Here is a 25,364-nt window from a genome sequence, read left to right as displayed (position 1 = left end):
GGGCGGCTTTTTTGTGCGTGAAAGGTTAGTCGACGATATGCAGGACCACCGCCCCGACCAGCACCAGCACAACTCCCTGCACTTGCACCGCCGACAACCGTTCCTTGAAAAACACAAACCCCAGAATCGCCGCAATCCCCCCTGATAACGTACTGATCACCGTCACCACCGACACCGACCCCGCCATCGCTCCCCACGAAAACGCCGAAAATCCACCCAGGTTCATCAGGCTTGCCCCTGTCAGAGTGGCGCAGTTTTTCAGCGGCGGAATCTTCAGGCCGTCCTTGATCTTCAGCACCATCAACACCAGCACGCACAGCCCTACCAGATAGCCGAGCCAGAGCATGGTGATCGGCCCCAGCGCAGGTAGCGTGTAGCGACCTTGCAGCCAGAAACTGGTGCCGTATAGCAAGGCGGCAAGCATGGCGTAGACGATGGAGCGGTTTGAACTGTTGTGCGGGATGCCATTGTCCTTGTGGAGGCTGGAAAGGATCACGCCGATGACGCACAGGGCGATGCAGGCGAGTTGGATCAGGCTCATGTGTTCGCCGCTGGCCCAGGATAGCAGGGTGGTGACGACGCCGTAGGACGTCACCAGTGGCGCCACGATGGCGGCTTTGCCCAGGGCGAAGGCCTTGGACAGGGCAAGGGCGCCGGAGACGGTGAACAGTGCGGCGGCAATGCCCAGCAGCCAGACGCTCAGCGAGGCGTTAAGGGACTTGAACAGCAGGGCCGGGAAGATGGCCAGCAGCAGGGTCATGATCACGAAGCCGAGGGCCTGGCCGAAATACACCGCGCGCTTGACGCCCACGGCTCGGGCGTTGAGACCCACGAGGAAATCCGTACCACCCCAGAGCAGGGCGGCCAGCAGGCCCATTGTTACGTCCATGTAAGGTCCTTGTTGTTTTGAGCGCGGCTTGCCAGGTTAGCGCAGATCCAATGTGGGAGGGGCTTGCTCGCTATAGCCGGGTGTCAGTCATCGATCGGCTGGCTGATACACCGCTATCGGGAGCAAGCCCCCTCCCACATGGGATCTGCGGTGTGCCTCGGGCCGGTGTTCGCTCAGCTGAGGTTCTCCAGCGTTTGTGTGTCCCAGCTGTGAGTCTTGATGGCCAGGTAGAGCATGCCGATGGTCAGCGGGACCTTGTCGGCATGCCCCTTGGCCCGACGTTTAAGGAACACGTCAAAGACCGGTGGGTTGAAGTAACGATAAGTGTCGTAGTCGCCCAGGTCGAGGGCGAATTCCTGCTCCAGCGCTTCCATTAGTTGCTTGGCTTCACTGCCGTCACAGCCCAGGTCGAAATTGAGTGAGGTTTGCAGGCGGATGGTCTTGTGTTTCGGCAGGCCGATTTCTTCGTGCAGCAGTTGCAGAAGTTGCTGCATCACGGGGTCTTCGGGGAAGTTGGGGGCGAGGTTCATGGTGGGGGCACGCAGGAGTGGATGAAGGGGCTGGTTGCGTTGGAAGCGGTATTTGTTTCGAGTGATGAAGAGCGCCAAGCCTATCAAGAATACAAAGACAGGTAGGAGGGGCATTCTGAGGATCACCGCTACATAGGGTAGTAGGAACGTCAAAATAAGGCCTGTTGTAAGAAATGTGACTGCGAAGTGCTTTCTGAGCATTGGGTCTGTGATTTGGTAGTGCAGCACCAAATAGATAATGAGAAAGGAAACGGATTGAAGGTAAGGGACCATGTCACTAAGACTCGTCCGGGTAGACATGCATTGAGAGTGTTGACCGCTGAGGCCCTATGCCTCCTCTCACACTGGCATCCAGACCGATGATGATGTCTCCAGCGTGATATCTACGAAGCTTGCCGGAAATCGTATCTCCAACGAAGCCCGCGGTTACGGTTGAAATGGCAATCCCCGGTGCTTTAACCGCTCCGGAGATTATGTGTTTGATGAGCACGTTTTGGTCGTTTAACCGATCGGCCTGATTCCGTCTCAAAGGATGGGAAATCGCGACCGCCATTTCGCATGGCAAGTCTCTGGCCAGCATTTTTTCGTACAGCCTACGTATCTGATCGCGCACTTGTCGCGCTGCCGTTTTTGTTTCAAGCAGGCATAGATTGGCCAAAGCATGCCGATTGTCAGGCACAACAGTGAAGCGATTCACTGTGAAGATGACGCCATAGTGGCCGATGTGTTGAGCCCTTTCGATGTTCACAGGTTTCTGCCGAGAAAGTTGAGACCGCGCTATTTTCATTCAGCTACGGGTAACTTCTGTAGAGGGTCAAGCGGGTGTTTGGAGCAGTTTGGGAAGGGGATGTCGCGGTGTTTGGAGGTTTCCTACGGCCGTTTCCGGCATTTGTGGCTTGGCAGTGACTTAACAAGCAAAGCTGGTCAATTGTAGGAGCGAACTTGTTCGCGAAAAACTCAAGGACGCCGCGTTTCTTCTGGTTTACCGCGTCGTCGTTGATGATTTTCGCGAGCAAGCTCGCTCCTACAAAGGGTGTTGCTTAGATTTCAGAGCATTCCCACGCAGGGCGTGAGGAATGATCACTGCCCTGCAGGCCTGCTGATACACCGCTCAAAAATCGCCTCCAACCCCCGATAATCACACGCCACCGCGTCAATATTCGCCGGTATCCATGCCGCGTGTTTCACCAGCCACCAGTTCACTGAAAACCCCGCGTTCACGATGATCTGTTCAAACAAAATCCGCTGCGCCCGGCCATTGCCCTCGCGGAAGGGGTGGATGACGTTGAGGTCGCCATAGGCTTCGGCAATCTTGCTTATCAACTCGGTTTGGCTGGCACCAACAAACCAGTTTGCCTCTTCCATCTGCCGGATAATCTTCGCGGCTTCCGGAGGGATGCGCTCCGGGGTGCAGAACAGGGTGTCGCCTTTCTGGATGTTCACGCTGCGCAACTCACCGGCCCAGTCGTAGATGTCACCGAACAGCGTGCGGTGGATGTGTTGCAGGCGGTCGAGGTCGTAGGGCGGGGGGAAGAGCGGGAGGCTGCCTACGGCGATTTCGGATAATTCCCGCTCGGCCTGGTGCAGGCGGGCTTCGTCGAGCAAATCGAGGCGGTTGCGCAGGACGCTGCTATCGGGATAGCAGTACGGATCCTGGCCCACCCCGTATTTGTCGAGCATCAGCGTGGGGTATTGCGGTACTTGGCAAGCACGGATTCGCGGGTCGGCAGGGGTTTGTCGACGTCGGCCGGCTGGGTGTCGAACCCTTCCAGGCGCAGGCTGGCCAGGTAATTGGAACGGCGGATCTTGTGGTAATGATCCTGTTTTTGCTCAAACGTCAGTTCGCTCATCGCAGCGCACTCCTGGGTAGCAAGGTTTGATTGTAGCGCAATGCTTCAACGGGAAGGCGGGATAAAAACCACGTCACATTCTGTACAAAAAATCCGCCGACACCCGGAATTCAGCGTATGTTTCACCGCAAAATCTTGTAGGGCGATTTCCGCCCGCTACTTAAAGGGAGTTAAGCATGGGTTTGCTTCGTGTTGCTTCGGCGGTGTCATTGTGTGCGGTGGCTTTTTCGGTCCAGGCCGGAGAGTTGCCGATCGAAGTGCTCAGTGCGGTGGTCAAGGACCAGAAAATCGCCGATGCCGAAGTGCTGCTGCAACGTAACGGCGCACAGAATGTGGTGGGCCGCACCAACGCGCAGGGCCAAGTGACGCTGACCAGTGAGGCCGCCGATGATGCGAGCAACCTGCTGATCATCAAGAAGCCCGGCTACTCCAACCTGGTGGTGAAGTGCCCATGCGCGGGCATGACCTACGCCATCAGCCCGGTGATGGAAAATCTCGATGGCCTGCGTGTGGTGCTGACCTGGGGCAAGACGCCGAGTGACCTCGACTCCCACATGATTTTCCCCGGCAATAACATCTATTTCGAGAACCAGAAGGGTACCGACGCCGAGTTGGATGTGGATGACACCGACAGCTACGGCCCGGAAACCATCACCCTGCAGAAAAAACACTACGGCGAAAGCTACGTCTATGCCGTGCACGACTACAGCAATGGCGGCAACCCAGGCTCGCGCCAGTTGTCCGACAGCGAAGCCAAGGTGTTCGTGTACATGGGCCAATCGCTGGTGCGTACCTACTACGTGCCTAAGAACCGCAGCGGCAACCTGTGGACGGTGTTCCGCATGACCGGCAGCGGCGACTTCCAGGACATCAACACCTTCAGTGGCGTGACAGTGAATGCCGCCAACGTGCTGAACGAAGTCAAACCGCTGCTGGATGACAGCGTCGCGGTCACCGCAGTCACCGTCAGCTCTTCCGTACAAACCGATGCGAAGCGTCTGAACCTGCAGGGTGAAGCGGCCTACCAGGCCGGCCAGCTGGACCAGGCCATTGACCTGTTCCGCCAGGCCATCGAACTGGACAATGGCTTCGGCAAGGCCTACGGCAACCTCGGCCTGGCTTATCAGAAAGCCGGTAACACTGCCGAGTCGATCTGGGCCAACCGCAAGGCTATCGCCCTTGCCACCGGCGCCAATGCTGCCACCGTGCGTGCAGGTGCCTATTACAACATTGCGCGGATCTACGAAGCGGCGGGGCAGTTCCCGGATGCGTTGCGTCACTACCAGTTGGCCAAGGAGCAGAAGGCCAACCCGGTGTATGACACGGCAATTGAGCGGGTACAGAATCGCTGATTCATCTGTAGCGCAGTTCTGAAATGTGGGAGGGGGGCAATCCCCCTCCCACATTTGGTTTGTGGTGTTCCTACAGCCACAGTCGAACTTGTCGAACTTGTCGAATTTGGCCCAAGGCCATTGCTGCACCCTGTGTATCATCCTGTCTCTTTTTTCCATGCGACCTTTCTCGATTCGCTGAGCTCAGTGGGCTACGTTTTTAGGCCACCTTCAGCGGTCAATGGAGTGACAGCTTATGCACGACACCCTCCAGCAGGTCTTTGGTTATCCACAGTTTCGTTTGGGCCAGGAAGAAACGGTCAGCGCCGTACTGGCGGGTCGTTCGGCTGCGGCCATTTTTCCTACGGGGTCGGGCAAGTCCCTGTGTTACCAACTGTCGGCGGTGTTGCTGCCGCACCTGACACTGGTGGTGTCGCCGCTGCTGGCGTTGATGCAGGACCAGTTGGGCTTCCTGCAACGGCACGGTATTTCGGCGGGCAGTATCGATTCGGCGCAAAGCCGCGAAGACGCCAATGACGTGATGGCCCGCGCACGTTCCGGCGAGCTGAAAATCCTGATGATCTCGGTGGAGCGCTTGAAAAACGAGCGTTTTCGCCACTTCCTGCAAAGTGTGCAGATCTCGCTGCTGGTGGTGGATGAGGCGCACTGTATTTCCGAGTGGGGCCACAACTTCCGCCCGGATTATTTGAAGCTGCCGGACTACCAGCGCCAGTTCAAGATCCCACAAGCGCTGCTGCTGACGGCGACGGCCACGCCCAAGGTGATTGCCGACATGCAGGCCAAGTTCGCCATTGCGCCCGACGACGTGGTCACCACGGGCTTCTACCGGCCCAACCTCAACCTGTTGGTGGAGCCGGTCGCCGGTGCGGACAAACGTCGTCGCCTGGTGCAGTGGATGAGCGAGCGGGCCAACCAGCCCAGCATCGTCTACGTCACCTTGCAGAAAACCGCCGAGCAGATTGCCGAGCACTTGAACCGCAACGGCATCCAGGCCGAGGCGTATCACGCCGGCTTGCCCCACGACAGGCGTGAGGGCATCCAGCAGCGCTTCATGGGTGGGCGCTCCAATTGCATCGTCGCTACCATCGCGTTTGGCATGGGTATCGACAAGAGCGATATCCGCAATGTCGTGCATTTTGACCTGCCCAAATCCATCGAGAACTACAGCCAGGAAATCGGCCGCGCGGGGCGGGATGGGCAGCCCTCGGACTGCCTGGTGCTGGCCAACCGCGACAGCCTCAATGTGCTGGAAAACTTCGTGTATGGCGATACGCCGGAGCAGGACGGCATTCGGCGGGTGCTGGAAGAGTTGCAGGCAGCGCGCAGTGAAGGGCAATGGGAGTTCCTGCTGAGGTCGCTGTCGGACCACAGCAATATCCGCGAATTGCCGCTGAAGACGTTGCTGGTGCAACTGGAACTCAAGGGCGTTATCGCGCCGCGCTACGCGTTTTATGCCGAGTACCGCTTTAAGTACCTGGTCGAGCCCGAGGCCCTGCTGGCGCGTTTTTCCGGCGAGCGCCAGCAGTTTGTCGCGGCGATCATCCAGGTGTGCAAACGCGCAAAAACCTGGGCGACCGTGGATTTTGACGCGCTTTACCAGCAACACAATGCCGAGCGCAGCCGGGTGGTGAAGGCCCTGGATTACTTCCAGGAACAAGGCCTGATCGAGTTGGAAAGCAAGCAGATGACTGAGGTCTACAGTCTGCTGGATACCGACTTTGATCCACAGGTGTTGAGCCTCGAGTTATACACAGGCTTCCAGCAGCACGAGGTGACGGAAGTGGCGCGGATTCACGCCATGCTTGATCTGTTCGCCACCGAACATTGCCTGGGGCAGCGGCTGGCGCATTACTTTGGTGATGAAAACGCACCGCTGCGCTGCGGGCACTGCTCCGTATGCTACGGCCACGTCGCGCATCTGCCGGCACCGCCGAGCCTGCCGCCGCTTGTGGATAAAAACTTCATGGGGCTGTGCGGTGATTTTATCCACAGGCATCATGAGCACACCGGCCAACTGCCAGGCGCTGAGCGACTGACACGTTTCCTGGGCGGTATCAGCGTGCCGTTGTTTACCAAGTTGAAGGCGCGCGGCATTCCTGGTTTTGCTGCGCTGGAGGACTATCCCTACGCCGATGTGCGTGAGTGGGCCCAAGTCCATTTGAATGACCTGTAACCCTACTTTCATGAGACGTGCCCATGCCTGACTCAATGCCGCAACGCGCCGATTACCGTCACTTCCAGCCGATCATCACGCGCTGGCACGACAACGATGTGTACGGCCATGTGAACAATGTCACCTACTACAGCTTCTTCGACACGGCGGTGAATACTTACCTGATCGAACAGGGTGGGTTGGATATTCATGACGGTGAGGTGGTGGGGTTTGTGGTGAGTTCGGCGTGCGATTACTTCGCGTCGATTGCCTTTCCCGACCGCCTGGAAATCGGCCTGCGGGTGGGCAAGTTGGGCAACAGCTCAGTGCAGTACGAATTGGCGGTATTCAAGGCAGGCGAAGAGGAGGCCTGTGCGGCGGGGCGCTTTGTGCATGTGTTCGTGGATCGGGGGACGAACCAGCCGGTGACGATTCCGGGGATGTTGCGCGAGGCGTTGCAGCGGTTGGTGGTCTGACTTCGGCGTTGCAGGCACCACGGAACTCAATGTGGGAGGGGGCTTGCTCCCGATAGTGGTGGGTCAGCCAGTACACGGGTGGCTGACACCCTGCTATCGGGAGCAAGCCCCCTCCCACATTGGTTTTGCGCTGTTTTTTAGCGCTTAGCGGTGACGGTAGTGATGCTTGTTCTTGCGATGCCCGTAGGCATGGCCACGGCCGCGATGGTCATCGCGGTCATAACGGCGGTTATCACGACTACGACGATCATCATCATCGCTCTTGTTGCCCATGTAGTTGCCCAGCGCACCGCCTGCGCCACCGCCGGCCGCTGAACCGATCAGTGCACCGGTGCCGCCGCCGACACTGCGGCCCACCACGTTGCCGCCGGCTGCGCCCAGTGCGCCGCCAATGGCTGCTTCGCCGCGGCTGCGCTTATCGGCGCCGACTGCGCTACCGCCTGCGCCACCCAGGGCCGCGCCGATGGTCGAACCGGTGTTGCCGCCCAACTGCTGGCCGACAACCGAGCCAAGAACCCCGCCCAATGCGCCGCCCACACCGGCTTCGGTGGTGCCACCGGCCATGGCTGCGCCACTGACCAGGCCAAGGGACAACAAGAGAATCGAGGAGAACTTCATAGAGAGACCTCAAGAGGATGACGGCGCGATCCTGAGGCTGTATCGACATGGTTACAATAGAAATCCGACCAGTAACACGAGTTGTACACAATTCTATAAGTTACTGTTTTAACTCGGGAACTTAAGTAATTTTTGCGAGTCTTTAACTACTTCGGAACGGCCGCTTTTATGCAAAAGCGGCCTTTTTTGTGCCCGAAATGATCAGTCAGGCCGAACGCGCCATGATCAGCCCATTGTCACTCGCAGCTTCCAAACGTATCGCCACGAACTTCGACGTCGGTGTATGGCTGCCATCCCCAGTGCTTTCCAACGGCACCAGCGGGTTCACTTCTGGGTAATAAGCCGCAGCCTGCCCCGCCGGAATATCAAACGCCAACAAGGTGAAGCCCTTCACTCGACGCTCACGACCGTCTTCCCACAACGACACGATGTCGGCTTTCTGCCCCGGCTTGAAGCCCAGGCGGATGATGTCGGCTTCGTTGACGAACAGCACGTCACGCTGGCCTTTGACCCCGCGATAACGGTCGTCCAGGCCATAAATGGTGGTGTTGTACTGATCGTGGGAGCGCATCGACTGCATGATCAGGTCCGGTACGCGGCCAGTGGCGTGGGTACGCTCGTGGATCAGGTCCTTGGGCAGGATGTTCGGGCGGAAGTTGGCACGGCCCGAAGGGGTGTTCCAACGCCGTGCACCGGCGGAGTTGCCCAGGTAGAAACCACCGGGGTGTTTGAGGCGTTCGTTGAAGTCCTTGAAGCCTGGGATGGTATCGGCGATCAGGTCGCGAATGCGGCTGTAATCGGCCACCAACCAGTTCCAGTCCACCGGTGTGCTGCCCAAGGTCGCGGCGGCGATGCCGGCGAGGATGGCCGGTTCCGATTTCATCAACTTCGACAGCGGCTGCAGTTGCCCGTTGGAGTCGTGGACCATGCTGAACGAGTCTTCCACCGTCACGGCTTGCGGGCCTTCGGCCTGGATGTCGATGTCGGTGCGGCCCAGGCACGGCAGGATCAGTGCGTCTTTGCCGTGCATCAGGTGGCTGCGGTTGAGCTTGGTGCTGATCTGCACGGTCAGGTCGCAATTGCGCAGCGCTTCGAAGGTGCGCGGGCTGTCCGGCGTGGCTTGGGCGAAGTTGCCGCCCAGGCCGATAAACACCTTGGAGCGACCTTCAAGCATGGCGTGGATCGCTTCCACCACGTTGTGCCCGTTGGTGCGCGGTACCTGGAACTGGAAGCGCCGCTCCAGAGCGTCGAGGAACGCCACCGGTGGGCGCTCGTTGATACCCATGGTGCGGTCGCCCTGCACGTTACTGTGGCCACGCACCGGGCATAGGCCAGCGCCGGGGCGGCCGATGTTGCCGCGCAGCAGCATCAGGTTGGCGATTTCCTGGATAGTCGGCACCGAGTGGCGGTGCTGGGTGATACCCATCGCCCAGCACATGATCACGTTCTTGCCCTTGGCGTACATGCGCGCCGCCTGCTCGATCTCGACCAGGGGCAGGCCGGACTGCGCGACGATTTCATCCCACGACGTATCGTCGATCTGGCCCAGGTAGTCGAGTACGTTGGCGGTGTGTTCATTGAGGAAATCGTGGTCGAATACGGCTTCCTTGCCTTCGGCCTGAGCCTGGCGCTCCCACAGCAGCAGGAACTTGGCCATGCCACGCAGGATCGCCATGTCGCCACCCAGGGCTGGGCGGAAGTACGCGGTGTTGGTCGGCTTGTCGCCGTTGGTGAGCATTTCCAGCGGGTGCTGCGGATGCTGGAAGCGTTCCAGGCCGCGCTCCTTGAGGGGGTTGATGCACACCACCTGGGCGCCACGTTTCACCGCTTCGCGCAGCGGTTCAAGCATACGAGGATGGTTGGTGCCGGGGTTCTGGCCCCAGACGAAAATCGCATCGGCATGTTCGAAGTCATCAAAGGTCACGGTGCCTTTGCCGACGCCCACGCTCTGTGCCAGGGCCACGCCGCTGGCCTCGTGACACATGTTCGAGCAATCCGGGAAGTTGTTGGTGCCGTAGGCGCGCACGAACAACTGGTACAGGTACGCCGCTTCGTTACTGGCACGGCCCGAGGTGTAGAACTCAGCCATGTCCGGGCTGGGCAGGGCGTTGAGGTGTTTGCCGACCAGATCGAAGGCCGCTTCCCAGCTGATGGGGGTATAGCGGTCGGTTTCAGCGTCGTAGCGCATTGGCTCGGTCAGGCGGCCTTGGTACTCAAGCCAATAGTCGCTTTGCTCCAGCAGGGCGGTGACGCTGTGCTTGGCGAAGAATGCCGCATCGACACGGCGCTTGGTGGCTTCCCAGTTGACCGCCTTGGCGCCGTTTTCGCAGAACTTGACCATGCCGCTTTCCGGCGAGTCGCCCCAGGCGCAGCCCGGGCAGTCGAAGCCGCCGTTCTGGTTGGTCTTGAGCATCATGCGCAGGTTTTTCAGCGCGTTGTCGCTGGTCAACCACGCCTGTGCCACGCTGATCAGCGCCCCCCAGCCGCCAGCCGGGCCCTTGTAGGGCTTGTAGCGCGGGGTTGGGGTTTGGTCGGCTTGATGATGATTGCTCACGGCTGTTTCTCCATCGCAGGGCTGTAGACCCGCGGCGCACTTTTCTGCGGCAGGTGGATGAGATTGAGGTTATGCCGGCGGGCCCATTGCAGGGCCAGGCCGGTGGGCGACGACAGGCTGACCAGGGTCTGGATGCCCGCGCGCAGGACTTTCTGGATCAATTCGAGGCTGCAACGGCTGGTGACAATCGCCAGCCCGCCGTCGGTCGGGATCTGTTGGCGGATAAGTGCGCCGATCAACTTGTCGAGAGCGTTGTGCCGGCCGATGTCTTCACGGCCCATGAGCAATTCGCCCTGGTTATTCATGAACACGGCCGCATGCACCGCACCGCTGTACTGGCCCAGGGGCTGGAACGCACTGATGCGCTGGCGCAGGCCGTCGAGCCACTCGGCAGGCGGCAAGGGCGCGCCGGGCAGCACTTGAAGGTCCGGCAGGGCCTGTTCCACTGCTTCCACTCCACACAGGCCGCAGCCGCTGGTGCCTGCCAGCTGGCGGCGCTGCTGCTTGAGGTTCCAGAACGCACGGCTGGAGATCTGCACCTGAGCGTATTGGGTCGAGCCCGAACCGCTGAGTTTCAGATCATAAATATCGCTGACGTCGGCGATAATGCCGCTGCCGATGCTGAACCCGACAATAAAGTCTTCCAGGTCCGTCGGCGTGACCAGCATGACCGCTTGGCTGATGTCGTTATAGGCAATCGCCAACGCCACTTCTTCCGCCAAGGCTGTGCTGGCGACTTCGGTGTGCTCAAGGTTGCAAAACTGGTAGCTCTGGCTGGCGACGGGCGCGGACATTTCCGGAGCAGGCGCCGCGCAGGCTGGGCGCTTGGCGTTCATGGGGCAGTACCACCGGCGGATTGATCAGTGTTTAGACTAGGCGCGACAAAGCGTCGCGTCTAATTGCCAGTACTGATCTACCGATAGATGACGTCGATCAAGACTCTGTTTGCGATTTCTGAAACAGCGCGAAACACGCCTCCGCCAGCGCCGAGCGAGGCGCGCTGCGCCGCATGATCAGGCCCAGGCGCGCCAGGGTGTGGGCGTCTTCGATAGGTTGCAGGCGCAAATGTTCGGTGAGGGCGTCCAGGCCGCCGTCCAGCGGCATGACTGCGCAGCACAGCCCGCCATGCACAGCTTGTAACAACTGATGCACGGCGTCGGTTTGTAACAGCGGCTGCGGGTGCAGGCCCCGGCTGTGGAAGTTGTGGTCGATGGACTGACGGAAGTGCATGCCACTGGTGAGCATGCCCAGGGGCAATTCGATCAATGCCTCCCAGCTCAGCGGCTTGTCGCCAAAACTGAAATAGCGCTGGTCGTAAAGCAGGCCCATGCGGGTTTCGCCGAGGGCCAGGGAGTCGAAGCGCTCGTTGTCCAGGCGGTCGAGGTAGGACACGCCCAGGTCCAGGCGATTGCTCGCCAACTGTTCGAGGATCTGCTCGGAACTGAGGGCCGAGAGCTCAAAGCGCAGGCTCGGATGCTCCTTGTGCAGTTGTTGCATCAACGCCAGTGGATCAAAGCTCGACAACGGCACCACCCCCAGGCGCAACGTACCCACCAGGTTGCCACGACAGGCGGCTGCTTCGGCCTGCAAACCGTCATAGGCCGCCAGCACCGTGCGTGCCCAGGCCAGTACCCGTTCGCCAGGGGCGGTAAAACCTTCGAAACGCTGGCCGCGATTGACCAGCGGCAAGTCCAGCTCTTCTTCAAGGCTGCGCAGACGCATCGACAGGGTGGGCTGGGTGATGTGGCAACGCGCCGCGGCCTGGCCGAAGTGACGGGTCTCGTCGAGGGCGATGAGGAATTTCAGCTGCTTGATGTCCATCTTCGCTCCAGGGCTTATTCCAATGGCGGGGGGATTCTAGCGCGTTTGGGTCTTTGGTCGGGCTGGAACCCAAGCGTTTAGGGTTGGTCTAGTCTTTGGCATCTGGAAATCAAACATCAAGGAGAGCACACCATGAGTCTTTTGAGCTTTGTAAAGGAAGCCGGCGAGAAGTTGATCGATCTGTTGACGCCGGGTAATGCAAACGCCAGTGAGCAGTTGAAGGAACACGTGGCGAAGGTGGGTCTGGGTAATCCGAATGTGCAGACCACGGTGGATGGCGACAAAGTGACCGTAACCGGCGAAGTCGCGACCCAGGAAGAGAAAGAGAAGATTCTGCTGGCGCTGGGCAATATTGCCGGTGTGGCCAGTGTGGATGACCAGATCACCGTATCCGGCCCGGCGGTTGCCGCCGCCCGCTTCGTCGTGGTGAAAAAGGGCGACACCCTCAGCGCAATTTCCCTGACGGTGTATGGCAACGCCAACCTGTACAACAAGATCTTCGAGGCCAACAAGCCGCTGTTGTCCCATCCAGACAAGATTTACCCAGGGCAGACGTTGCGTATTCCTGAGTAATACACAAAGTAAAAATGTGGGAGGGGGCTTGCTCCCGATGGCGGAGTGTCAGTCGACATCAAGGTGACTGATGCACCGCTATCGGGAGCAAGCCCCCTCCCACATTTGCTCAGAGCCCGACAATGAGATCGCGGTAGTCACCAACTGCTGCAAACTCGCCCGTGTCCTTCGGCCCTTTTTTGCTGTCCGGCTCTTTCACCGCCAACAAGTGCCCCACACCAAACGCCTGGGCACTGCGCAGGATCGGCAAGGTATCGTCGATAAACAGGCTGCGCGCCGGGTCGAACTGGATGTCGGCTTGCAAGGCATCCCAGAACTGTGGGTTTTCCTTGGCGAAACCATAGTCGTGGGAGCTGATCAATCGCTCGAAATACGGCGCCAGTTCAATGCGTTCCAACTTCAACGACAGCGAATCACGATGGGCGTTGGTGATCAGGATCACGCGCTTGCCGGCCTGTTTGATCGCCGTCAGGAAGGTGTCGGCATCCGGGCGCAGGGCGATCAGGTGGGCGGTTTCCAGCTTGAGTTCGCGTACCGGGATGTTCAGTTCCGCACTCCAGAAGTCCAGGCAATACCATTGCAACTGTCCGGCGTTACGCTCGAACAGAGGCTGCAACTCCATCTCGGCCATGGCCCGGCTCACCCCGTGCAACTCGGCGTAACGCTGGGGCAGGTGCTCCATCCAGAAGTGGTTGTCGTAATGCAGGTCGAGCAGGGTGCCGTCCATGTCCAGCAGGACAGTGTCGATGGCGTGCCAGGGCAAAGAGGGCATGGTGCGGTCTCATGTAAGTAAAGATATCCGACACAGACAATCGGAAAAGCCACGGTATAGTAACCCGATCACGCCAAGGAGCCGCTTATGCGCCAGAAACCCACCGTCCTCGCCCGCGAAATAGTCGCCAGTAGCCGTTTGTTCCGCGTGGAGGAAGTGCAATTGCGCTTTTCCAATGGCGTTGAACGGACCTACGAGCGCCTGGTAGGCCGCGGTGCCGGTTACGGCGCGGTGATGATTGTGGCGATGATCGACGAGGATCATGCGTTGCTGGTTGAGGAGTACTGCGGCGGCACTGATGAATATGAGCTGTCCTTGCCCAAGGGCCTGATCGAGCCGGGTGAAGACGTGCTGGCGGCGGCTGACCGTGAGCTCAAGGAAGAAGCCGGCTACGGCGCACGGCAGCTGGAGCACATTACCGAACTGTCGTTGTCCCCTGGCTACATGAGCCAGAAAATCCAGGTGGTGCTCGCCACCGAACTCTATGAAGAACGCCTGGAAGGCGATGAGCCCGAGCCGATGCGCGTGGAGCGGGTCAACCTGCGCGAGCTGTCGCAGCTTGCGCAAAACGAGCAATTCAGCGAAGGCCGCGCCCTGGCCGCGCTGTACCTGGTACGAGATTTGTTGATTCAGCGTGGAGCGTTTACCCCATGAGCGAACTGTTTTTAGGCCACCCGTATATCGCCCCTGTGATCGAGCTGGCTCGCCAGGCGGGTGAAGTGATCCTGCCGTATTGGCGCGCCGATGTGGCGGTGACCTCCAAGGCCGATGATTCGCCGGTCACGGCGGCCGACCTGGCCGCCCACCATCTGATTCTCGCAGGCCTTACCGCACTGGACCCGAGTATCCCGGTACTGTCTGAAGAAGACGCCGACATCGACCAGAGCGTACGTGCCGGCTGGCAGCGTTGGTGGCTGGTGGACCCGCTGGATGGCACCAAGGAATTTATCGCCGGCAGCGAAGAGTTCACCGTCAATATTGCCCTGGTCGAACAGGGCCGCGTGGTGTTCGGTGTGGTATCCATGCCCACCAGTGGCCGTTGCTACTTCGGGGGTGCCGGCCTGGGGGCGTGGCGCTCCGATGTGAACGAAGCGCCCAGGCAGATCCAGGTGCGCGAGGCGCCGGCAATGGGTGAGGCGTTTACCGTGGTTGCTAGCCGCCGGCATACCAGCCCCGAGCAGGAGCGTTTGCTGGATGGGTTGAGCGAAGGCTTGGGTGAGTTGAAGCTGGCGAATATCGGCAGTTCGTTGAAGTTCTGCCTGTTGGCTGAGGGCAGTGCCGATTGCTACCCGCGCCTGGCGCCGACTTCGCAGTGGGATACGGCGGCGGCGCAGGGCGTATTGGAAGGGGCGGGCGGCGAGGTGCTGGAGTTGAGTGGCGAGCCGTTCAGCTATCCGGCGCGGGCATCGTTGTTGAATCCGTTTTTCCTGGCGTTGCCGGCGAAGGCGGCGTGGCGTGAGCGCTTGCTGACCTTGGCCCGCTCTTAATACCTCAGCCGATCTAAATGTGGGAGGGGGCTTGCCCCCTCCCACATTTTTTTGTGTATTGGCTTCTAGCGGTGCAGGACGTATTGGCCAGTGAAGGCTACCGCTTTTTCGTCACTGCCCTCATTCACGATCCACGTGTCCAACGTCAGCCGCGCCCGGCCATAGCGCTTGTAGGTCGCTAAAAAGCGCTTCCACACCTTCTCCTCCGGCGCCGCGCAAAGGGCGGTCGCATCTTGCGTCACCGGCAGTGGATAGCTGATCTGCCCTTCCTGAATCACGATATGCCCGTCTTCAATCCCTTCCACGCGCAGTTGCAGGTGCATCCAGCCCCAACCCGCCAGCACCGCACCGCAATAGAGGCTGCCGCCGAACATGGTGCTCTTGTGGTTGATATTGGCTTGCAGGGGCAGGTGCAGCCGCAGTTGCCCGTCTTGCCAGTCGAGCACCTTGAGGCCCATTTCGCGGGTCAGGGGGATGTCGTGGTGGAGGATGGATTCCAGGTAACGGCTGTCGCGGCTCATGGGGGCCTCTTGATGGGTGGGCAGGGTCATTCGTCGTCAGCGCTTTGGTTGGCGAAGTTCAGGCCGTGTTTGCGCAGTTTGTCGTGCAGGGTCTTGCGCGGTACGCCGAGTGCTTCGGCGAGGCTGCGCATGGAGCTGTGGGGGCGGGTCAGTTCGGCGGCGATCAGGCTTTTTTCGAACTGCTCGACCTGCTCGCTCAAGCCGCCCGGCGTGGAAGTCAGCACGCTGCTGGCGGGACTGTCCGGCGTGTTGTCCAGCGCCAACTCCAGACCCAAGGCAAAGCGCTCGGCGGCGTTCTGCAATTCGCGCACATTGCCCGGCCAATTGTGGCGTAACAGCAGCGCGCGTTGGCCCGGTTGCAACTCGTGCAACGGTAGGCCGTGGCGGCTGCTGGCTTCGTCGGCGAAGTGCTGGAACAGCATCAGCGCGTCTTCACCGCGCTCGCGCAGTGGCGGAATGCGCAATGGCGCGACGTTGAGGCGGTAATACAAGTCGGCACGGAAGCGGCCCTGGTCGGCGGCCTGGCGCAGGTCTTCCTTGGTGGCGGCGATGATGCGGATATCCAGCGGGATCAGCTGATTGCCGCCGAGGCGCTCCACTACACGCTCCTGTAACAGGCGCAGCAGCTTGACCTGTACGTCCAGGCTCATGCTTTCGATTTCATCGAGGAACAACGTGCCGCCATTGGCGAATTCGAACTTGCCGATGCGGCGTTTCTGCGCGCCGGTAAAGGCGCCGGGCTCATGGCCGAACAGTTCACTTTCCACCACCGATTCGGCCAACGCCCCGGCGTTTATCGCCACAAACGGCCCGCTGCGCCGGCTCGACAGGTCGTGCAGCGCGCGGGCCACCACTTCCTTGCCAGCGCCGGTTTCACCGAGGATCAGCACATCGGCACGGGTCGCGGCCAGGGCGCCGATCTGCTCGCGCAGGCGCAGCATTTGCGGGGAGTGCCCGACAAGGCGCGTGCTCAACTGCTGGCGGTCACTGAGGGCCAGGCGCAGGCTGCGGTTGTCGAGCACCAATCGGCGCAGGGCCAGGGCGCGGCGCACGCTGTCGAGCAGGGCGTCGCTGGCGAAGGGTTTCTCGAGGAAGTCATAGGCACCCGCGCGCATGGCCTGCACCGCCAGCGGCACGTCGCCGTGGCCGGTGATCAGCAGCACCGGCAGGTCCGGATCCTGGGCGTGCAGCTCGGCCAGCAGCTCCAGGCCGTCCATGCCGGGCATGCGGATATCGCTGACCACCACGCCCGGCCAATCCCGCGACAGGCGCGCGGTGAGGCCGGTGGCTTCGCCCAGGGTCAGGACTTTCAGCCCGGCCAGGTCCAGGGTCTGGCACAGGGCCTGACGCAAGTGTGGATCGTCGTCGATCAACACCACCTGAATCTGGTTATCGATACTCATACACTGCGGTCCTCGGACGGTTGCAGACTGACGCCCGGCGAGCCGGCGCGCAATTTCAAGGTTAACAGCGCGCCGCCTTCCTTGTGGTTGGCAAACAGCAGTTCGCCACCAAAGGCACGCATCAGGGTTTCACAGATCGCCAGGCCCAGGCCCAAGCCTTGGGTGCGCGTCTTGGTGGTGTAGAACGGTTCGCTGGCGCGGCCCAACGCTTCCATGCAAAAGCCTGGACCATTGTCGCGAATGTACAGGTTGACGCCCTGGGCGGTGGTTTCGGCACTCAGCCACAGTTTGCGCGGCGGGCCTTTTTCGGTGAGGGCGTCGAGGGCGTTGGCCAGCAGGTTGCCCAGCACCTGGCGCAAGCGGGTTTCGCCGGCCTGCACCCACAGGGTCGCTTCCGGTAAATCGCGGATCAACTCGACTTCCATCGACCGCCGCCGCTTGGCCAGCAGCGCCAGCGCATCGTCCAGCGCCGGTTGCAGGGCCACGCTTTCCGGGGCATGGCGGTCGCGCCGGGCGAAGGCGCGCAGGTGCGCGATGATCGAGGCCATGCGCCCGGTCAGTTCGCTGATCAGCTTGAGATTGCCCCGGGCATCGCTGGTGCGCTCGTGGTCGAGCAGGATCTCGGCGTTTTCCGCATAGCTGCGAATCGCTGCCAGGGGTTGATTGAGTTCGTGGCTGATACTCGCCGACATGGTGCCCAGCGCCGACAGCTTGCCGGCCTGCACCAGGTCATCCTGGGCGCGCACCAGTTCCTGCTGGGCGTGTTCGCGCTCCAGCACTTCCTGTTTGAGGCGTCGGTTCAGGCCTTCCAGATCGCTGGTACGTTCGACCACACGCATTTCCAGCTCGCGGCGGGCCTTGGCTTCGAAGGCGATACGCTCCAGGTAGTGGCGACGGCGTTGCATCAACAGGCCCAGCAGCAGCATCAACACCAGCAATGTGGCGCCGCCCACGGCGACCACCGTGCGCACCGGGCGGCTGATCAAGGATTGTGGTGCAAGGATCTCCACATTCCAGCCGGTCTCGGCAATGGCGGTGGATTGGCGCAGCCATGCGCTGTTGCTCAGGGTCAGCGGCTGCGGGTCACGTGTGGGGTAGGGCTGGATGGCAATGATGGCCTGGCGCTCTTCGGCGGTCAGCGGCCGCGTGGCACGGAAGCGCCATTGTGGACGCGACGTGAGGATCACCACGCCGTTATGGTCGGTGACCAGCAGTTGCTCGGGCGTGTTGCCCCACAGGCTTTCGGTGTGGTCCAGGTCGACCTTGACCACCAGGACGCCGATTATTTTGTCGCCATCGCGCACGGCGGCGGCGAAGAAATAGCCACGCTTGGCCGAGGTGGTGCCCAGACCGAAAAAACGCCCCAGGCGCCCGGCCATGGCTTCGCTGAAATAGGGCCGGAACGAGAAGTTGCGCCCGACGAAACTGTCCTGCTTGTCCCAATTGGACGCGGCGAGGGTCTTGCCGGTGGTGTCCATCAAATACATCACTTCCACCCCGGCCTGGGCGGCGACGTCCTTGAGCAGCAGGTTGGCGTTGACCAGGTTGGTGCTTACCTGTGGTGCATCCAGCGCCGTGCGCAAGGCCGGCAAGTCGCCGAGAATCTGCGGCAGCACTTCATAGCGATGCAGGGTGCCCAGCAGGTTGGCGACGTACAGGTCGAGGGTCTGGCGGTTTTGCCCGGCCAGTTCGCTGCGATAGTAGCGCTCGGCCAAATGCTCCAGCGGCCACAGCAGCGGTGCCAGGCACAGGGCCAACAGGGCGAGGCTGCGCCAGCGGGGTCTTCGCGGAAGGGGTGGGGTCATGGGAGTCGTGCGCCTGTGGGTACAGGCGCATTATGCCTAGTGCTGCCCGGCAAGACACTCGCGCAGTGCGTCTTGCCACAGCGGCTGAGTGACGTGCCATTGCTGGCGCAGGTGGCTGCAATCGAGGCGTGAGTTCAGCGGGCGCCGGGCGGGCGTCGGGTAGGCGCTGGACGGGATCGCCTCCAGTTCGGCACAGGCACGGCCGCTGGCGCGCAGGTGCTCGCCGATCGCCTGGGCAAAGCCGAACCACGAGGTTTCACCCTCGGCAGTCAGGTGGTAGATGCCCCATTCCCCGGCCTTGCCCGCTTGCCAGCGTTCGATCAGGACCCGCGTACTGGCGGCAAGGGTCCCGGCCCACGTCGGCGCGCCGATCTGGTCGGCGACGATGCGCAGGTGGGGTTTCTCCTGCAGCAGGCGCTGCATGGTCAGCAGGAAGTTCTTGCCGTGGTTGGAGTAGACCCAGCTGGTACGCAGGATCAGGTGTGCGCCGCCCACTGCGGCAATCGCCCGCTCACCGGCCAGTTTGCTCTGGCCGTAGACGCCCAAGGGGTTGGGCGTGTCAGCTTCGGTGTAGGGCGCCGGCTTGCTGCCGTCGAACACGTAGTCGGTGGAGTAGTGGATCAACGGGCTGTCCAGGGCCTTGGCTTCCTCGGCAAGAATGCCAGGGGCGATGGCGTTGATGGCGTAGGCGAGGTCCGGTTCACTTTCGGCTTGATCGACAGCCGTGTGGGCGGCGGCGTTGATGATCAGGTCGGGGCGATGGGCGCGCACCTGCTGGCGGATGTGTTCGGCGTCGGTCAGATCGAGTTGCTCGCGGCCAAGCACAATCAGTTTGCCCAGGCCCTGAAGCCGCGTTTGCAGCGCCTGGGAGACTTGGCCGTGTTGGCCGGTGATCAGGATTTTCATGGGAACAGGTCGGCGTCTTTCAGGCTTTTGCCGCTCTGATCCTTGGAAGACAAGGTTGGAGGCCCCGTCAATTGCCAATCGATATTGAGATCCGGATCGTCCCAGCGGATGCAGCGCTCTGCAGAGGGTGTGTAGTAATCAGTCGTCTTGTAGAGGAATTCGGCGTAGTCGCTGAGTACCACAAAACCATGGGCGAACCCCGGAGGAATCCACAGTTGGCGACTGTTGTCGGTCGATAGCCGAACGCTGGCCCATTTGCCAAATGCAGGTGAACTCTGACGTATATCCACTGCGACGTCTAACACCTCACCGGCGGTCACTCGCACCAATTTGCCCTGAGCGTGTTCCACTTGGTAATGCAGGCCGCGCAATACGCCTTTTTGTGAGCGCGAGTGGTTGTCCTGAACAAACTCTTGCTGCAGCCCGGTTGCTTGCGCAAAGTCCCGGGCATTGAAACTCTCATAGAAAAAACCGCGTTCATCGTCAAAAACCTTTGGCTCGATGATCAATACCCCGGGCAACTCAGTGGCGGATACATTCATATGGATTATCCCCTGCGAGGGTGAACAAGTATTGACCGTAGCCGGTCTTGCCAAAATATCTGGCCCGCTCCAGCAAGTATTCACGGTCAATCCAGCGGTTCTGGTAAGCAATTTCTTCCAGGCAGGCTACTTTCAGGCCCTGGCGGTGCTCGATGGTCTGCACGTAGAGCGAAGCTTCCAACAGGCTGTCGTGGGTGCCTGTATCGAGCCAAGCGAAGCCGCGCCCGAAACGTTCCACATGCAGGTCGCCGCGCTTGAGATAGGCGTTGTTGACGTCGGTAATCTCAAGCTCGCCACGATGTGAAGGTTTCACGGCTTTGGCGATCTCGATCACGTCGTTGTCGTAGAAATAAAGGCCGGTTACGGCATAGGGGGACTTTGGCTTGAGTGGTTTCTCTTCAATCGACAGGGCGCGACCATCCTTGTCGAAGTCGATCACGCCAAATCGTTCTGGGTCTTTCACCCAATAACCAAATACCGTCGCGCCGGAAGGACGCCTGGCTGCAGTCCGCAACTGTTCGCCGAAATATTGGCCGTGGAAAATGTTGTCACCCAGGATCAGGCATACCGGGTCATTACCGATAAATTCTTCGCCAATGATAAATGCCTGGGCCAAGCCATCCGGCGACGGCTGCTCGGCATAGGTGAAGCGCACGCCGAACTGGCTGCCATCGCCCAGCAAGTTACGATACTGCGGCAAGTCCACTGGCGTGGAAATCACGAGGATGTCTTTGATTCCCGCCAGCATCAGCACCGAGATCGGGTAATAGATCATCGGCTTGTCATACACTGGCAGCAGCTGCTTGGACACGCCCAGGGTAATGGGGTGCAAGCGAGTGCCTGAGCCGCCTGCCAATACGATTCCCTTCATCATGCAATCAGATCCTTCATGTCGGTGTTGCCCAATCGTTCGCCCTGATAACTGCCGTCCTGTACCCTGCGGCACCATTCCAGGTTGTCGAGGTACCACTGTACGGTCTTGCGCAGGCCGGTCTCGAACGTTTCTTCCGGGACCCAGCCCAGTTCGCGTTCGATCTTGCTGGCGTCGATTGCATAGCGCTGATCGTGGCCTGGTCGATCTTTGACGAACGTGATCAGGTCGGCAAATTTTTCCACACCGGCCGGACGTTGCGGTGCCAATTCTTCCAGCAGGCCGCAGATGCCTCGTACCACGTCGATGTTTTTTTGCTCATTGTGGCCGCCGATATTGTAGGTCTCGCCGACCACACCTTCTGTTACCACTTTCAGAAGTGCGCGGGCATGGTCCTCGACGAACAGCCAGTCGCGCACCTGCAAACCATTACCATAGACCGGTAATGGCTTGCCCGCGAGCGCGTTGAGGATGACCAGCGGGATCAACTTCTCGGGGAAGTGGAAAGGGCCGTAGTTGTTTGAACAATTGGTCAGCAATACCGGCAGGCCGTAAGTGCGCTGCCAGGCACGCACCAGGTGGTCGGACGCCGCCTTGCTCGCGGAGTAAGGTGAGCTGGGCGCGTAAGGCGTGGTTTCGGTGAAAAGATCGTCAACGCCGTGCAGGTCGCCGTACACCTCATCGGTGGAGATGTGATGGAAACGGAAAGCGCTCTTGGAGGGCTCCGCCAGCGTGTGCCAGTACGCGCGAGTGGCCTCCAGCAGGCTGTAGGTGCCGACGATATTGGTCTGGATAAAATCCGACGGCCCGTCAATCGAACGATCGACATGGGATTCTGCAGCCAAGTGCATGATTGCCTGTGGCTCGAAGCGCGTCAGCACGGCGCTGACGCTCGCCTGGTCAATGATATCGGCCTGTACGAACTCATAGCGGCTGTTGGACGCAATGCTGGTCAGTGATTCCAGATTGCCTGCATACGTAAGTTTGTCCAGATTAAGCACTTCGTGTTCGGTGTTTTGGATCAGATGGCGGATCAGGGCGGAGCCGATAAATCCAGCGCCGCCGGTGATGAGAATGCGCATGTCGGAGGGCCTTTTCCTTAGACGGACATTAAGCGAATGAAGCATAGCTTGAGTTGTGCGGAAGATAGGCGCAAGCGCGGTATGCGTAGGGGGGTTGCCTAACTCACCTGAACAATGGCGATATACACCCCTGAAAAAAACGAGGCCACGCCCATGCTGCTTGCTACGTTGATCCATCGCGCCAATCTACCCTGCCCGCAAGTAGGCCCCGACCAGGCAGCGCAATTGCTCGAGCAGCACTACGGCCTCACGGGCACCCTGCAGTCACTGGGCAGCCAGCAAGACCTCAATTACAAAGTCGACAGCACCCGCGGCCGGTTTGTTCTGAAAATCTGCCGGGGCGACTACGCCGCGGTTGAGCTGCAGGCCCAGCACGCGGCCCTCGACACCCTGCAGGCCGTGCGTGTGCCCAAGGTCATCAAGGCCCTGAGCGGTGAAGAGCTTTTGAGCGTGACGGTCGATGGCCAGCCCCTGCACCTGCGGCTGCTGGATTATATCGACGGCCAGCCGTTGACCCATCTGCCGCATTTGGGGCGCGACGTGATCGCAGGCTTTGGCGACCTGTGCGGGCGCATGAGCCTCGCGCTGGCTGATTTCTCGCACGCTGGACTGGACCGTACCCTGCAATGGGACCCGCGCCATGCTCGGGAACTGATCCCCCATCTGTTGGCCACCCTGGAAAACCTGCCCCACCGCGCCGTACTGGAACAGGTGGCCGAGCAGGTTGAACAGCGCATTCGCCCCCTGGCCGACCGCCTGCCCAGGCAAGCGGTGCACATGGACATCACCGATGACAACGTGGTCTGGCAGCGCGATGCGCAACGGCGCTGGCAACTGCAAGGCGTCATCGATTTCGGCGACCTGGTGAACACCTGGCGGGTTGCCGACCTGTCGGTGACCTGCGCGGCCCTGTTGCACCATGCCGAGGGCGACCCTTTTGCCATCCTGCCTGCGGTCCAGGCCTGCCACGCCGTGACCCCGCTGCAGCGCGAGGAATTGCAGGCATTGTGGCCGCTGATCGTCGCCCGTGCGGCAGTGTTGGTATTAAGCAGCGAACAGCAGCAACGCCTGGAACCGGACAACACTTATCTATTGAAAAACGCCGAGCACGAGTGGGAAATTTTCCATGTGGCGACGTCGGTGCCGTTTGAACTGATGGAGGCTGCGATTCTCAGTAGTGTCGGTGAGACGCTGCCGTCGGTTGCCAGCCAGGACTTCGCGCCGTTGCTGCCGGGCCTGGTGGGGCGTGAGTTCGCGCTGATCGACCTGGGCGTGCTCAGCCCGCATTTCGAAGCCGGCAACTGGGAACTGCCGGGCATTGATCGGCATCTGCTGGATCAGGCGGCAACCGTACATGGGCTGGCGGCAAGTCGTTATGGCCAATATCGGCTGTCGCGTACCTGCCCGGACAGTGCCGCCGAACCGCACACTTTTCCCCTCCACGTAGAGCTGCATTTGCCCCATGGCACGGTGTTGGAGGCGCCTTTCGCCGGAACGCTGCATCAGGACGCCGATGGCCTTGTGAGCGTGCAAGGGGTCGAGCTGAGCGTGCGGCTGTGGGGCGTGAACACCCGGTTGAAGCACGGTTCATTGCTGGTGAAGGGGCAGGTTCTCGGTGAGGTCCATGGGCCGCTGACCGTGCAACTGTGCCGTGCCGACCTCGAACCGCCGCTGTTTTGTACACCGTCCCGTGCCTTGGCCTGGCAAGCCTTGTGTCCATCGCCTGCGGCATTACTGGGACTGGCCTGCGATGCCGAGCCGGAGCTCGACCCCCACGCGCTGCTGGCCCGTCGGGACGCCAGTTTCGCCCGTTCGCAGAAACACTATTACGTCGACCCGCCACGCATCGAGCGCGGCTGGCGCAACCACCTGATCGATATGCAAGGCCGTTCCTACCTGGACATGCTCAATAATGTCGCCGTGCTGGGTCACGGCCACCCGCGCATGGCGGCGGTGGCGGCGCGGCAATGGTCGCTGCTCAATACCAACTCGCGGTTTCACTATGCGGCCATTGCCGAGTTTTCCGAGCGCTTGCTGGCGCTGGCGCCGGAGGGTATGGATCGGGTGTTCCTGGTCAACAGCGGCACCGAGGCCAACGACCTGGCCATCCGCCTGGCCTGGGCCTACAGCGGTGGGCGCGACATGCTCAGTGTGCTGGAGGCCTATCACGGCTGGTCGGTGGCGGCGGATGCGGTGTCCACCTCGATTGCCGACAACCCCCAGGCCCTGAGCAGCCGCCCGGAGTGGGTCCACCCGGTCACCGCGCCGAACACCTATCGCGGTGAATTCCGCGGGCAGGACAGTGCGCCGGACTACGTACGAAGCGTGGAACATAACCTGGCGAAAATCGCTGCGAGCAAGCGCCAATTGGCCGGGTTTATCTGTGAGCCGGTGTATGGCAACGCCGGCGGCATCTCCCTGCCGCCGGGTTACTTGCAGCAGGTGTACGGGTTGGTGCGTGCCCAGGGCGGCGTGTGCATCGCCGATGAAGTGCAGGTCGGCTACGGCCGCATGGGGCATTTCTTCTGGGGCTTCGAAGAGCAGGGCGTGGTGCCCGACATCATCACCATGGCCAAAGGCATGGGCAACGGCCAGCCACTCGGCGCGGTGATCACCCGTCGCGAGATCGCCGAGGCATTGGAGGCCGAGGGGTATTTCTTCTCATCGTCGGGGGGCAGCCCGGTGAGTTGCCGGATCGGCATGGCGGTGCTGGATGTGATGGAAGAAGAAAAATTGTGGGAAAACGCCCAAGTGGTGGGCGGGCATTTCAAGGCGCGGTTGGAAGCACTGATCGACCGTCATCCTCTGGTGGGCGCGGTTCACGGTTCCGGTTTCTATCTGGGCCTGGAGTTGGTGCGTGACCGGCAAACCCTGGAGCCCGCCACCGAGGAGACCACCCTGTTGTGTGATCGATTGCGGGAATTGGGGATTTTCATGCAGCCCACTGGCGATTATTTGAACATCCTCAAGATCAAGCCGCCGATGGTGACGTCCAGGCGCAGCGTGGACTTCTTTGTCGACATGCTGTCGAAGGTGCTGGATGAGCAACTGTAGATAATCGATTGTTATCGGTTATGGGGCTGTCATATTTTTCGGTTAGCCTGTTTGTTCGCTTTTAAAGCCGATTTTTATCCGTTATAAAGTCGGCCCTTACCCATTC

At 60.7% G+C, this 25,364-nt stretch carries 23 protein-coding genes; 7 read left to right on the top strand and 16 right to left on the bottom strand.

Going from position 1 to position 25,364, the window contains the following annotated elements; translation table 11 throughout:
* Positions 1–25 precede the first annotated feature (25 nt).
* From M2397_RS24230 to M2397_RS24215, 4 genes are all read right to left on the bottom strand, one after another.
* Positions 26–889, bottom strand: a complete 864-nt coding sequence (locus tag M2397_RS24230; protein WP_259244611.1) for a DMT family transporter — start codon at positions 887–889, stop codon at positions 26–28.
* Between the two features lie 173 nt (positions 890–1,062).
* Positions 1,063–1,419, bottom strand: coding sequence for a DUF1493 family protein (locus M2397_RS24225; protein WP_131696971.1), 357 nt, complete (start codon positions 1,417–1,419; stop codon positions 1,063–1,065).
* 1,080 nt (positions 1,420–2,499) lie between these two features.
* On the bottom strand, positions 2,500–3,099 hold the full coding sequence (locus M2397_RS24220) for a putative adenosine monophosphate-protein transferase Fic (RefSeq protein WP_131696968.1): 600 nt from the start codon (positions 3,097–3,099) through the stop codon (positions 2,500–2,502).
* Complete coding sequence (locus tag M2397_RS24215) at positions 3,099–3,269, bottom strand: YhfG family protein (protein ID WP_131696967.1); 171 nt, start codon at positions 3,267–3,269, stop codon at positions 3,099–3,101. Before M2397_RS24215 ends, M2397_RS24220 begins: the two co-directional genes overlap by 1 nt.
* 176 nt (positions 3,270–3,445) lie before the next feature.
* Between M2397_RS24215 and M2397_RS24210 the strand changes: the two genes are divergently transcribed.
* The 3 genes from M2397_RS24210 to M2397_RS24200 all read left to right on the top strand — a co-directional run bounded on the left by M2397_RS24210 (position 3,446) and on the right by M2397_RS24200 (position 7,249).
* Complete coding sequence (locus M2397_RS24210; RefSeq protein ID WP_259244610.1) at positions 3,446–4,621, top strand: tetratricopeptide repeat protein; 1,176 nt, start codon at positions 3,446–3,448, stop codon at positions 4,619–4,621.
* Between the two features lie 235 nt (positions 4,622–4,856).
* A complete protein-coding gene (locus tag M2397_RS24205) occupies positions 4,857–6,794 on the top strand; it encodes an ATP-dependent DNA helicase RecQ (protein ID WP_259244609.1) in 1,938 nt (645 codons plus the stop codon).
* 23 nt (positions 6,795–6,817) lie between these two features.
* Complete coding sequence (locus M2397_RS24200) at positions 6,818–7,249, top strand: thioesterase family protein (protein WP_131696964.1); 432 nt, start codon at positions 6,818–6,820, stop codon at positions 7,247–7,249.
* Between the two features lie 144 nt (positions 7,250–7,393).
* Here the strand turns inward: M2397_RS24200 and M2397_RS24195 are convergent, their stop codons facing one another.
* From M2397_RS24195 to M2397_RS24180, 4 genes are all read right to left on the bottom strand, one after another.
* Positions 7,394–7,867, bottom strand: a complete 474-nt coding sequence (locus tag M2397_RS24195; RefSeq protein WP_167655972.1) for a glycine zipper domain-containing protein — start codon at positions 7,865–7,867, stop codon at positions 7,394–7,396.
* Between the two features lie 205 nt (positions 7,868–8,072).
* A complete protein-coding gene (locus tag M2397_RS24190; protein ID WP_131696963.1) occupies positions 8,073–10,421 on the bottom strand; it encodes an FdhF/YdeP family oxidoreductase in 2,349 nt (782 codons plus the stop codon).
* Complete coding sequence (gene fdhD, locus M2397_RS24185) at positions 10,418–11,257, bottom strand: formate dehydrogenase accessory sulfurtransferase FdhD (RefSeq protein WP_131696962.1); 840 nt, start codon at positions 11,255–11,257, stop codon at positions 10,418–10,420. The genes M2397_RS24190 and fdhD overlap by 4 nt, the downstream gene beginning before the upstream one ends.
* Positions 11,258–11,354: 97 nt before the next feature.
* Positions 11,355–12,242: a LysR family transcriptional regulator gene (locus M2397_RS24180; protein WP_048725293.1), complete on the bottom strand. Its 888-nt coding sequence runs from the start codon at positions 12,240–12,242 to the stop codon at positions 11,355–11,357.
* A 132-nt stretch (positions 12,243–12,374) separates the two neighbouring features.
* Between M2397_RS24180 and lysM the strand changes: the two genes are divergently transcribed.
* Positions 12,375–12,815, top strand: coding sequence for a peptidoglycan-binding protein LysM (gene lysM, locus M2397_RS24175; RefSeq protein ID WP_053140321.1), 441 nt, complete (start codon positions 12,375–12,377; stop codon positions 12,813–12,815).
* A gap of 109 nt (positions 12,816–12,924) precedes the next feature.
* Here lysM and yrfG read toward each other — a convergent pair whose 3' ends face one another.
* The gene (gene yrfG, locus M2397_RS24170) at positions 12,925–13,587 is read right to left on the bottom strand and encodes a GMP/IMP nucleotidase (RefSeq protein ID WP_184745588.1); all 663 of its coding nucleotides are present in this window, start codon (positions 13,585–13,587) and stop codon (positions 12,925–12,927) included.
* An 87-nt stretch (positions 13,588–13,674) separates the two neighbouring features.
* On the opposite strand from yrfG, the gene nudE reads away from it, so the two are divergent.
* Positions 13,675–14,241 carry an ADP compounds hydrolase NudE gene (gene nudE / locus M2397_RS24165; RefSeq protein ID WP_131696960.1) on the top strand — a complete coding sequence of 189 codons (567 nt, stop codon included), beginning with the start codon at positions 13,675–13,677 and terminating at the stop codon, positions 14,239–14,241.
* On the top strand, positions 14,238–15,074 hold the full coding sequence (gene cysQ / locus M2397_RS24160; RefSeq protein WP_145335821.1) for a 3'(2'),5'-bisphosphate nucleotidase CysQ: 837 nt from the start codon (positions 14,238–14,240) through the stop codon (positions 15,072–15,074). Before nudE ends, cysQ begins: the two co-directional genes overlap by 4 nt.
* Before the next feature lie 65 nt (positions 15,075–15,139).
* Here the strand turns inward: cysQ and M2397_RS24155 are convergent, their stop codons facing one another.
* From M2397_RS24155 to rfbB, 7 genes are read right to left on the bottom strand one after another with little or no spacing between them, the layout of a single operon-like run.
* Complete coding sequence (locus M2397_RS24155) at positions 15,140–15,595, bottom strand: YiiD C-terminal domain-containing protein (RefSeq protein ID WP_167655968.1); 456 nt, start codon at positions 15,593–15,595, stop codon at positions 15,140–15,142.
* A gap of 26 nt (positions 15,596–15,621) precedes the next feature.
* The gene (locus M2397_RS24150; protein WP_259244607.1) at positions 15,622–16,998 is read right to left on the bottom strand and encodes a sigma-54 dependent transcriptional regulator; all 1,377 of its coding nucleotides are present in this window, start codon (positions 16,996–16,998) and stop codon (positions 15,622–15,624) included.
* Positions 16,995–18,803, bottom strand: a complete 1,809-nt coding sequence (locus M2397_RS24145) for an ATP-binding protein (protein WP_131696956.1) — start codon at positions 18,801–18,803, stop codon at positions 16,995–16,997. Before M2397_RS24145 ends, M2397_RS24150 begins: the two co-directional genes overlap by 4 nt.
* Positions 18,804–18,839: 36 nt before the next feature.
* Positions 18,840–19,709 carry a dTDP-4-dehydrorhamnose reductase gene (rfbD, locus tag M2397_RS24140; protein ID WP_259244606.1) on the bottom strand — a complete coding sequence of 290 codons (870 nt, stop codon included), beginning with the start codon at positions 19,707–19,709 and terminating at the stop codon, positions 18,840–18,842.
* Positions 19,706–20,251 carry a dTDP-4-dehydrorhamnose 3,5-epimerase gene (gene rfbC, locus M2397_RS24135; protein WP_145335831.1) on the bottom strand — a complete coding sequence of 182 codons (546 nt, stop codon included), beginning with the start codon at positions 20,249–20,251 and terminating at the stop codon, positions 19,706–19,708. The genes rfbD and rfbC overlap by 4 nt, the downstream gene beginning before the upstream one ends.
* On the bottom strand, positions 20,232–21,125 hold the full coding sequence (gene rfbA, locus M2397_RS24130; protein WP_145335833.1) for a glucose-1-phosphate thymidylyltransferase RfbA: 894 nt from the start codon (positions 21,123–21,125) through the stop codon (positions 20,232–20,234). The genes rfbC and rfbA overlap by 20 nt, the downstream gene beginning before the upstream one ends.
* Positions 21,122–22,204, bottom strand: coding sequence for a dTDP-glucose 4,6-dehydratase (gene rfbB, locus M2397_RS24125; RefSeq protein ID WP_259244605.1), 1,083 nt, complete (start codon positions 22,202–22,204; stop codon positions 21,122–21,124). The genes rfbA and rfbB overlap by 4 nt, the downstream gene beginning before the upstream one ends.
* Before the next feature lie 153 nt (positions 22,205–22,357).
* Here rfbB and M2397_RS24120 point away from each other — a divergent pair, with 153 nt between their 5' ends.
* Positions 22,358–25,258 (top strand): aminotransferase, encoded by a 2,901-nt coding sequence (locus tag M2397_RS24120; RefSeq protein WP_259244603.1) that lies wholly within the window; start codon positions 22,358–22,360, stop codon positions 25,256–25,258.
* Positions 25,259–25,364 lie beyond the last annotated feature (106 nt).

This window comes from Pseudomonas sp. BIGb0381 (assembly GCF_024809815.1).
Taxonomy (GTDB): domain Bacteria; phylum Pseudomonadota; class Gammaproteobacteria; order Pseudomonadales; family Pseudomonadaceae; genus Aquipseudomonas.
Note: the sequence above shows the minus strand (reverse complement) of the source record. Positions and strands in the feature narration are given on the sequence as shown.

What these genes read in the sequence shown, in the direction of transcription:
- rfbB (WP_259244605.1), bottom strand. Translation starts at nt 22,204, where the DNA reads ATGCGCATTCTCATCACCGGCGGCGCTGGATTTATCGGCTCCGCCCTG.
- M2397_RS24210 (WP_259244610.1), top strand. Translation starts at nt 3,446, where the DNA reads ATGGGTTTGCTTCGTGTTGCTTCGGCGGTGTCATTGTGTGCGGTGGCT.
- rfbA (WP_145335833.1), bottom strand. Translation starts at nt 21,125, where the DNA reads ATGATGAAGGGAATCGTATTGGCAGGCGGCTCAGGCACTCGCTTGCAC.
- fdhD (WP_131696962.1), bottom strand. Translation starts at nt 11,257, where the DNA reads ATGAACGCCAAGCGCCCAGCCTGCGCGGCGCCTGCTCCGGAAATGTCC.
- rfbC (WP_145335831.1), bottom strand. Translation starts at nt 20,251, where the DNA reads ATGAATGTATCCGCCACTGAGTTGCCCGGGGTATTGATCATCGAGCCA.
- M2397_RS24195 (WP_167655972.1), bottom strand. Translation starts at nt 7,867, where the DNA reads ATGAAGTTCTCCTCGATTCTCTTGTTGTCCCTTGGCCTGGTCAGTGGC.
- M2397_RS24155 (WP_167655968.1), bottom strand. Translation starts at nt 15,595, where the DNA reads ATGAGCCGCGACAGCCGTTACCTGGAATCCATCCTCCACCACGACATC.
- M2397_RS24180 (WP_048725293.1), bottom strand. Translation starts at nt 12,242, where the DNA reads ATGGACATCAAGCAGCTGAAATTCCTCATCGCCCTCGACGAGACCCGT.
- M2397_RS24150 (WP_259244607.1), bottom strand. Translation starts at nt 16,998, where the DNA reads ATGAGTATCGATAACCAGATTCAGGTGGTGTTGATCGACGACGATCCA.
- rfbD (WP_259244606.1), bottom strand. Translation starts at nt 19,709, where the DNA reads ATGAAAATCCTGATCACCGGCCAACACGGCCAAGTCTCCCAGGCGCTG.
- M2397_RS24230 (WP_259244611.1), bottom strand. Translation starts at nt 889, where the DNA reads ATGGACGTAACAATGGGCCTGCTGGCCGCCCTGCTCTGGGGTGGTACG.
- nudE (WP_131696960.1), top strand. Translation starts at nt 13,675, where the DNA reads ATGCGCCAGAAACCCACCGTCCTCGCCCGCGAAATAGTCGCCAGTAGC.
- M2397_RS24220 (WP_131696968.1), bottom strand. Translation starts at nt 3,099, where the DNA reads ATGCTCGACAAATACGGGGTGGGCCAGGATCCGTACTGCTATCCCGAT.
- M2397_RS24145 (WP_131696956.1), bottom strand. Translation starts at nt 18,803, where the DNA reads ATGACCCCACCCCTTCCGCGAAGACCCCGCTGGCGCAGCCTCGCCCTG.
- M2397_RS24120 (WP_259244603.1), top strand. Translation starts at nt 22,358, where the DNA reads ATGCTGCTTGCTACGTTGATCCATCGCGCCAATCTACCCTGCCCGCAA.
- yrfG (WP_184745588.1), bottom strand. Translation starts at nt 13,587, where the DNA reads ATGCCCTCTTTGCCCTGGCACGCCATCGACACTGTCCTGCTGGACATG.
- M2397_RS24225 (WP_131696971.1), bottom strand. Translation starts at nt 1,419, where the DNA reads ATGAACCTCGCCCCCAACTTCCCCGAAGACCCCGTGATGCAGCAACTT.
- M2397_RS24205 (WP_259244609.1), top strand. Translation starts at nt 4,857, where the DNA reads ATGCACGACACCCTCCAGCAGGTCTTTGGTTATCCACAGTTTCGTTTG.
- cysQ (WP_145335821.1), top strand. Translation starts at nt 14,238, where the DNA reads ATGAGCGAACTGTTTTTAGGCCACCCGTATATCGCCCCTGTGATCGAG.
- M2397_RS24200 (WP_131696964.1), top strand. Translation starts at nt 6,818, where the DNA reads ATGCCTGACTCAATGCCGCAACGCGCCGATTACCGTCACTTCCAGCCG.
- M2397_RS24215 (WP_131696967.1), bottom strand. Translation starts at nt 3,269, where the DNA reads ATGAGCGAACTGACGTTTGAGCAAAAACAGGATCATTACCACAAGATC.
- lysM (WP_053140321.1), top strand. Translation starts at nt 12,375, where the DNA reads ATGAGTCTTTTGAGCTTTGTAAAGGAAGCCGGCGAGAAGTTGATCGAT.